7 protein-coding genes are annotated in these 6,602 nt (G+C 75.8%); 4 read left to right on the top strand and 3 right to left on the bottom strand.

Annotation, left to right across the window (positions count from 1 at the left end):
• Positions 1 to 797 (top strand): AAA domain-containing protein (locus ACFXGA_RS39075; RefSeq protein WP_378097890.1); only part of this gene is annotated, 797 nt, incomplete at its 5' end.
• Here the strand turns inward: ACFXGA_RS39075 and ACFXGA_RS39070 are convergent.
• Positions 737 to 1,564 (bottom strand): alpha/beta fold hydrolase, encoded by an 828-nt coding sequence (locus ACFXGA_RS39070; protein WP_378097887.1) that lies wholly within the window; start codon positions 1,562 to 1,564, stop codon positions 737 to 739. The two genes, ACFXGA_RS39075 and ACFXGA_RS39070, sit on opposite strands and share 61 nt — an antisense overlap.
• Positions 1,565 to 1,679: 115 nt before the next feature.
• Here ACFXGA_RS39070 and ACFXGA_RS39065 point away from each other — a divergent pair, with 115 nt between their 5' ends.
• Entirely contained in the window at positions 1,680 to 2,066 is a 387-nt protein-coding gene (locus ACFXGA_RS39065) for an ATP-binding protein (protein WP_378097893.1), read from the top strand.
• Positions 2,067 to 2,114: 48 nt separating this feature from the next.
• On the opposite strand, the gene ACFXGA_RS39060 is transcribed toward ACFXGA_RS39065, so the two are convergent.
• Both ACFXGA_RS39060 and ACFXGA_RS39055 read right to left on the bottom strand, forming a co-directional pair.
• The gene (locus ACFXGA_RS39060) at positions 2,115 to 3,116 is read right to left on the bottom strand and encodes an alpha/beta hydrolase (protein ID WP_378097884.1); all 1,002 of its coding nucleotides are present in this window, start codon (positions 3,114 to 3,116) and stop codon (positions 2,115 to 2,117) included.
• Complete coding sequence (locus tag ACFXGA_RS39055; protein ID WP_378097882.1) at positions 3,025 to 3,528, bottom strand: hypothetical protein; 504 nt, start codon at positions 3,526 to 3,528, stop codon at positions 3,025 to 3,027. Before ACFXGA_RS39055 ends, ACFXGA_RS39060 begins: the two co-directional genes overlap by 92 nt.
• A gap of 181 nt (positions 3,529 to 3,709) precedes the next feature.
• Here ACFXGA_RS39055 and ACFXGA_RS39050 point away from each other — a divergent pair, with 181 nt between their 5' ends.
• Positions 3,710 to 4,555, top strand: coding sequence for an SAM-dependent methyltransferase (locus tag ACFXGA_RS39050; RefSeq protein ID WP_378097879.1), 846 nt, complete (start codon positions 3,710 to 3,712; stop codon positions 4,553 to 4,555).
• Positions 4,552 to 6,602: putative bifunctional diguanylate cyclase/phosphodiesterase (locus ACFXGA_RS39045; RefSeq protein WP_378097876.1), on the top strand; the 2,051-nt coding region annotated here is incomplete at its 3' end. The genes ACFXGA_RS39050 and ACFXGA_RS39045, both read left to right, overlap by 4 nt.

Genomic DNA, 6,602 nt, shown 5'->3' with positions numbered 1-6,602 from the left:
ACGTCGAGCGGGTCGGCGGCACGCGCGACGACAAGGGCGTCAACGAGGTGGAGGTGGCCGCGGTGGTCGCCCACCTGCGCCGCCGCATCGCCGCCGGGGCGCGGTCGATCGGCGTCGTCAGCCCGTTCCGGGCCCAGACCGACGCGGTGGAGCGGGCGTTGCTGGAGCGGCTGAGCCTGGACGAGATCACCGCCGGCGGGGTCCGCGTCGGCACCGCGCACGGCGTGCAGGGCTCGGAGTTCGACGAGGCCGTGATCAGCCTGGCGCTCACCGACGACGACCGACCGGCCGCCTGGCGCTTCGCCAACGACCCCAACCTGCTGGCCGTGCTGACCACCCGGGCCCGACGACGGGTGCACGTCATCACGTCGGCCACCCGGCCGGTCGGGCTCGTCGGCGACTACCTGCGGCACGCCGACACCCCGCCCGTCGAACCGCGGGGCGTCGCGCCGGCCGACGAGTGGACCGCGCGGTTGGCGGCCGAACTGGCCGGACTCGGCCTCGCCGTGCGCACGGGCTACCCGGTGGGCCGGTGGCGGGTCGACCTGGTGGTGGGCGAACGCGGGTCGGCGGTGGCGGTGGACACCCGGCCGCACCCCGACGGCACCCCCGCGCACCTGGCCCGGTGGCGGGCGCTGCGCGGCGCGGGGTGGCGGGTGCACGACGCGTTCCCGAGCCGCTTCGCGCACGACCCGGCGCGGGCGGCGGTGGAGGTGGCGCAGGAGGTGGCCGCCGGTCAGCCCTTCGCCCGCAGCCAGTCGAGCGCGGACGGCGCGGCGCGCAGCACCGAGATGTGACCGTCCTCTTCGGACAGCCGCAGTTCCGCCGAGGGGCTCCGCCGGGCGAGCCACCCGGCGTGCGAGGCGGGCACGACGCGGTCGCGTCCGCCGTGCAGCAGCAGCACCGGCGCGGTGACGTCGGCCGGGTCGAAGCCCCAGGGGTTGACGTAGGCGAGGTCGTCGTCGATCAACCCGCCCGGCCCGGCCGCGACCGCCGGGCCGACCACGTCACCGAACCACGCCCAGTCGCCGGCGAGCGCGTCGAGGTCGGCCGGGGTGAACTCCGGGTCGTACTCGACCCCCGACGCCTCGAAGCGCTCCTTCGCCGCCCGCCCGGCCGCGGCGGCGCGCAGCGACGCCACCCCGGACGCCGCCATCCCGCCGAACCAGTCGAGGTCCGGCGCGTCGAACGGCGCGAGCCCGGCCCCGCTCACCACGCCGAGGACCCGGTGCGGCAGGAGTGCCGCGCAGGCGAGGGCGTGCGGGCCGCCACCGGAGTGCCCGAACACGCCGAACCGCTCGACGCCCAGCGCGTCGGCGACCGCCGTGACGCACGCGGCGGCGGACGCGACGTCCCGCCCGGGGTCCGGGGTCGAGCCGCCGTAGCCGGGGCGGTCGTAGGACAGCCACCGGATGCCGAGCCGGGCGGCGGTGTCGAACAGCGGCGCGGGCGGCGCGCCGACGTTGGGCGTGCCGTGGTGCCAGAAGACCGGGAACTCCCCGGCGCCGGTGTCGTAGGCGCGCAGGGTCCGACCGCCCACCCGCACGTCGAACTCCACGACCACGCGCGGAGCCTATCGCGACCCGGCCCGCGGAATTCGTGGTTTGGCCGCGACCGCGAGCGGTTACCTGGGGCGTGCGCCTTGAGCAAACAGGGTGCCGAAGGAGCGTGCCGTGAACATGGTGGACCCGCCTGACGACGGGCTGGACCTGGCGCCGGGCGGCGTCCCCACACGCGAGCACCTGGCCGCGTGGGTGCGCCGGGTCGCCGAGGACGTGGACGACCGACGGGTGTCCGACCTCGTGCTGATCGCCGCCGAGCTGGGCGGGAACGCGCGGCGGCACGCCGAGGGGCCGTGGCGGATGCGGCTGGCGCACGTGGGCGAGCGGAGCGTGGTGCGGGTCGAGGTGGAGGACGGCAGCCCCAGCCTGTTACCCGTGCTGGGCCGGCCGGACGACCCGGCCGCGGGCAGCGGGTTGCTGCTGGTCAACCGGCTGTCCGTGCGCTGGGGCTTCGACCACCACGAGGACCGCAAGGTGGTGTGGGCGGAGGTGCCGACCCGGTGACGTGGAGGTGGGCGGGGTCCGCGGCGCGTGCGGACCCCGCGCCACCGCTCAGCGGCCGACCTCCTCCGACACCCAGGAGGAGACCGCCGAGTAGTAGTCCCGCGCGTCCGGCGCGAGGTTGATCGAGTGCCCGTAGCCGGGCACCACGTGGGTCCGCAGCGGGGCGCGGAAGTACGGCGCCTCGGCCCGGTGCAGCGCCTCGGCGGTCGAGCAGTCCGTGGCGAGCGGCCCGCACACCGCCGCGTCCCGCGCGCCCACGGCGGACATCACCGGCACGTCGATCAGCAGGGTGTAGGGCAGCAGCACGGCCGCGCCCAGCCCGTCGACCGCCTCGGTGGGCGAGAAGACGTCCTTGGTCGACTCCTCCAGCTCCATCACGTCCGGCAGCAGCGGGCCGGGCGCGTGGAAGCTCGCGTACCGGCTGCCGGGCGCGGTGGTCAGGTAGCCCGCCGGGTGCAGCAGGCCGAACTTCGGGTCGAGGTTGGCGGGCCGGAAGTTCGCGAACGCCGCCACCACGCCCGTCGGGTTCACCCGGTGCGTCATGCCGGTCAGCAGCACGCCGTCCACGTCGTGGTAGGTGCCCGCCTCCACCGCGCTGATCGCCGCGCCGAGCGAGTGGCCGCCGATCACGACCCGGTCGAACGAGGGCCCGTGCGCGCCGGACCGCAGTCCCCGCACGACCTGGTGCATCGCGTCGGCCTGCACGAACGTGGTCAGCGCGAGGGCGGGCGGGCGCGAGCTGCGCCCGGTGCCGAGCCGGTCGACCGCGAGGGTGGCGAAGCCGGCCGCGTTCTGCGCCGCCCGGAACGAGTGCCGGCCGTCGGGGAAGTCCCAGTACGCGCTGTTGTAGGTGGAACCGGGCACGAGCAGTTGGACGGTCGTCGCGCCGGTGGCGGGGACGCAGAGCGTGCCGTGCACGACGTGCGGCCGGCCGAGCACGGTCACCGGCGCGTCGACGTCACGGCAGGTGACCGCCGGCGCGGCGGACGCGGGCGTCGGCGACGACGCCAGCAGCAGCGCCACCAGGCCGGCGGCGAGGGGGAAACGCAAGGAAGACGACCTCCATCGTCATCGGGTCGGAACGGTCATCGGATCGGAAAGTGAACCGAACCGGTCGAAGGCGGGAATCGGTCGGGTCGGCGGACCGCGCGAGCCCGCGAATAGCGGTACGGCGGAAATCGCCATTGACGCGGACCGGCCCGCGGTCGAACCACCGCCGGAGTTCGGCGACGACGCCCTTGCCCGTTTCGCCCGCGGCTCCCCGGTGCGCGAATTCGGCTGCGGCCGGGCGGTGCCGCACGCGTCCGACCAGGCAGGACGTCGTGACGCCCGCCTTTTCCGCATTTGTGCGGTGAACCGGAGCCGACGCCGCGACCGCGCGCCCTCGCCGCGCCAATCGGCCGGGCAACGCCCTGACCACGGGTTTCGCGCTGAGGTCGCGGTTATTCGAACTGGCGGTCATGCCGCGCCGCTCCTCGGTACCGGCAACTCTTCGACGGTCCGCACTCTATGCGCCGATCGGAGTCTCGCGGGATCGCGCATTGGAGTTAAATCGGCGAATACAGTGGTGTCGGGGCCGGGAGGGCGGTTGGATGTCGGGGTCAGCCCGTCCCCGCCGAGGACCGAAGCCCGGAGTGCGCCTCATGAGCGATCTCGACTGGGTGCCCGACGAGGTCGACACCACGGTGCCCAGCGTGGCCAGGACCTACGACTACCTGCTCGGCGGCGCGCACAACCTCGCGGTCGACCGGGCGATGGGCGACCGGATGCTGGAGGTCCTGCCCGGCGCGCGCGACCTGGTCCGGTTGAACCGGGCCTTCCTGCGCCGGGCCGTCACCTACCTCGCCGGGCGCGGGGTGCGGCAGTTCCTCGACATCGGTTCCGGCATACCGACCGCGGGCAACGTGCACGAGATCGCGCAGGAGGTCGCGCCGGACTGCCGCGTGGTCTACGTGGACAAGGACCCGGTGGCGGTCGCGCACAGCCGCCTGATGCTCGCCGACGACCCCCTCACCACGGCCGTGCGGGCGGACCTGCGGGAACCGGAGGACGTGCTGGGCCGGCCGGAGGTGACCGGGCTGCTGGACCTGGACGAGCCCGTCGCGCTGCTCCTGCTGCTGATCGTGCACTTCGTCCCGGACGAGGAGCGGCCCGGCGAGCTGCTCGCCCGCTACCGGGACCGGTTGGCCCCCGGCAGCCACCTGGTCGTCTCCCACGCCACCGCCGACGAACGGCCCGACACCATGCGCCGCGCCGCGGACACCGTCCGGGAGAGCCGGTCGAAGGACAACCTGGTGTACCGCACGCACGCCGAGGTGACGGCGTTGTTCGACGGCTACGAGCTGGTCGAGCCGGGCGTGGTCGGGCACGCGCTGTGGCGGCCGGACGGCGCGGGCGACATCGCCGACCGGGCCGAGGACAACAACCAGGTCTGGGCGGGCGTGGGCCGCAAGCCCGGCCGCGCGACGGCGTCGGGCGGCCGTCGGTGAGCGCTCCGCTCCCCCGGGGCGCGGACGGGCTGCGGGCCCGCGCCCGGCTCGCGAAGAAGTGGGCCTACGTGCTCGCCTCCGGCACGTTCGTCCCGGTGTCCCACGCCGAGCTGGAGCGCAAGCTGCTCGGGCTGGTCGAGCGGCTGTGCGCCGCGGTGGCCGCGGAGTCGCCGGCGCGGCGCGCGGGCCTGGAGGTCGCCGAGTCGCTGGTGGCGTTGAACTGCACCACGGCCGAGTCGCTGCGGGTGTCGGTGGAGGTCGTCGGCAAGGGTCTGCTCGGCGTGCCGGGTCTCGCGCCGCCGGACCGGCTGCGCGACCGGGTGGCCGAGGTGGTGGCCGCGCTCGCGGCCGGGTTCGTGGACCGCGTCCGCGCCTCGGTGCTCGCCCAGCAGGAGCAGCTGGGCCGCTCGCTCTACCAGGCGCTGCGCGAGGCGCAGGCGGCCGTCCGGCACAGCGGGACCAGGTTCGAGCTGGTGGAGCACCACCTGTCCACCGGCATCGCGACCGCGACGGCGGACGGCACGCTGGTGCGGTCCAACGCGGCGCTGGCCCGCATCGTGGACCGGCCGGACGCCGACCTGGTCGGGATGTCGCTGTTCGACCTGGCGCACCCCGACGAGCGGGTCGCGCTGCGGGCCGACTTCGACCGGCTCGCCGACGGCGACCCGTCGTCGATCAGCCAGCCGCGCCAGTTGTCGCGCGCCGACGGGGAGCCGGCGTGGGTGATCCTCACGCTGGCCGCGCTGCCGGCGGTGGAGGGCCGGGCCGAGGTCATGGTGCTCGCGGAGGACGCGACCGACGTCAACCTGCTGCAGGGCCAGCTCAACGACCAGGCGTTGCACGACGTGCTGACCAGGCTGCCCAACCGGCAGTTCTTCACCAGCAGGCTGGAGCAGGCGCTGCGCACGGCCGACCCGGACACCGGGGTCACCGTGTTCCACCTGGACCTGGACGGCTTCTCCCGGATCGCGGGCGGTCTCGGCCGCGACGTCGGCGACCACGTGCTCAAGGTCGTCGCCGGCCGGCTGGGCGTGGTGGTGGCCGACGAGGACGCGATGGTGGCCCGGTTCGGGCACGACGAGTTCGCCGTCCTGGTGCGCAACGGCCCGACCACGCCGGACGTGGTGACGATGGTGCGGCGGATCAACGACCTGCTGTCCGCGCCGTTCCACTCGGGCGGCCGGCGGGTGGCGGTGTCGGCGACCACGGGCGTGGTGCACCGGCCGCCGCCCGACGCCACGCCGGAGCAGGTGCTGGACGCGGCGGACCTGGCGTTGCGGCGCGCCAAGGGCCACGGGCGCCGGCAGTGGGAGCTGTCCGACCGCGCGCAGGACGAGCGCGACCGGCGCGCGTTCGGCCTGGCCGCGACCATGCCCGGCGCGTGGGAGAACGGCGAGCTGCGGGTGCTGTACCGGCCGGTGGTGCGGCTGGCGGACGGGCGGGTCGAGTCGGCCGAGGCGGTGCTGCGGTGGGACCACCCGACGCTGGGCGCCCTGCCGCACGAGCGGTGCCTGGAGCCGGCCGAGGACACCGGGCTGATCGTGCCGCTGGGCGCGTGGGCGTTGGGGGTGGCGTGCGAACAGGCGCGGTCGTGGCGGGACGTGCCGGTGCGGTGGGCGTTGACGCCGGGCCAGGCGGCGGACCCGGACCTGCACGCGGTCGTGCGCGACGTGCTGTCCCGCACCGGGTCGCCGGCGTCGTCGCTGCGGTTGGGTGCGCCCGCCCAGGCGTTGTTCGGCGACCGCGGCGAGGCGGCCGACAACCTGCGCTACCTGGCGGAGCTGGGGGTGGGCGTCGAGCTGGAGGACTTCACCGGCGCGCCGGACGACGTGGTGCGGCTGGTGGGCGGCGCGCCGGTGCGCGCCGTGCGGATGGCCCAGTCGCGGGCCGCGGAGCCGGGCACGGCGGTGGCGCGGGCGTTGGCCGGTGTGCTGGCCGTGGTGCGTGACCCCCGCGGGGGCCGCACCCCCCCCCGCGGCCCCCAACCCCCCCCAACCCCGGGGGGGGGGGGAGTGGGGGCGGGCACCCCCGCCCGGGCCCCGTTAGC

The organism is Actinosynnema sp. NPDC059335, from assembly GCF_042752395.1.
GTDB lineage: Bacteria > Actinomycetota > Actinomycetes > Mycobacteriales > Pseudonocardiaceae > Actinosynnema.
Note: the sequence above shows the minus strand (reverse complement) of the source record. Positions and strands in the feature narration are given on the sequence as shown.

What these genes read in the sequence shown, in the direction of transcription:
- ACFXGA_RS39065 (WP_378097893.1), top strand. Translation starts at nt 1,680, where the DNA reads ATGGTGGACCCGCCTGACGACGGGCTGGACCTGGCGCCGGGCGGCGTC.
- ACFXGA_RS39055 (WP_378097882.1), bottom strand. Translation starts at nt 3,528, where the DNA reads ATGACCGCCAGTTCGAATAACCGCGACCTCAGCGCGAAACCCGTGGTC.
- ACFXGA_RS39050 (WP_378097879.1), top strand. Translation starts at nt 3,710, where the DNA reads ATGAGCGATCTCGACTGGGTGCCCGACGAGGTCGACACCACGGTGCCC.